This is a genomic window from Photorhabdus akhurstii (genome assembly GCF_018448925.1).
GTDB classification, from domain to species: domain Bacteria; phylum Pseudomonadota; class Gammaproteobacteria; order Enterobacterales; family Enterobacteriaceae; genus Photorhabdus; species Photorhabdus akhurstii.
On sequence record NZ_RCWE01000116.1, the window covers coordinates 1 to 659 of the forward strand.

The 659-nt window shown below is 47.5% G+C and carries 1 protein-coding gene and 1 pseudogene; both read left to right on the top strand.

The window, feature by feature from the left end; translation table 11 throughout:
* Positions 1-198 (top strand): annotated as a pseudogene (locus tag EAE93_RS23995) (VRR-NUC domain-containing protein); the annotation flags it as partial.
* Positions 199-212: 14 nt separating this feature from the next.
* The coding region (locus tag EAE93_RS24000) for a type VI immunity family protein (RefSeq protein WP_332009643.1) at positions 213-659 on the top strand (447 nt) is incomplete at its 3' end.

Consider the following 659-nt stretch of genomic DNA (forward strand, 5'->3'; position numbering starts at 1 on the left):
AAAGAGGTGGGGGAAGGCATGCTGGAAATGGTGGTGATTATTGCCGGTGTTGCCGTTGTTATCCTTGTCACCCTTGCCGTCGCTGCCGCATTGATTGCACTGGTGGAAATTTTAGCTGCCGCTGCCGCAGTCAGCGCCGCCGCGTTAGCCGCCGTTCTGGCAATATTGGCGAGTGTGACATTCGCCACCGCCTCATAATTAATGGAGAGAATATGGAAACTTCAGATTACTTTGCCCAGTTGAAATCACAACTGACCGCGTTTACCTTCCTCAATGGCGATGGGCTGACCGTTTCTCGTCTTGGGATTTCTATCACCCTGTTTTTTAAACAAGGCTACACCCCGGAGAAAAAACAACGCATTCTGGCCTGTTATCGTCGCTTTCGCGAAGAGTTTGGTACCCATCTGCGTTTTCATACTCATGAGCTAAAAGGGCTAAAAAAATATTCCCCGGAAAATATAGTCAAGGTGGAAGAAGGTATTCTTAATCAGAAAAAAAACCAGCCCTCTAGTTGGGATGTTAGTGACGCTAGAAATCTCTATGAAGCCCCTCGCTATCTGATGCATTACCTAGATTCCGATGAGGATGATGGTGACGACAGTAGTTCTTACCTCAGTCTGGTATTGCCCTGGGATTATCTGAAAGAACAAGAGGGCATG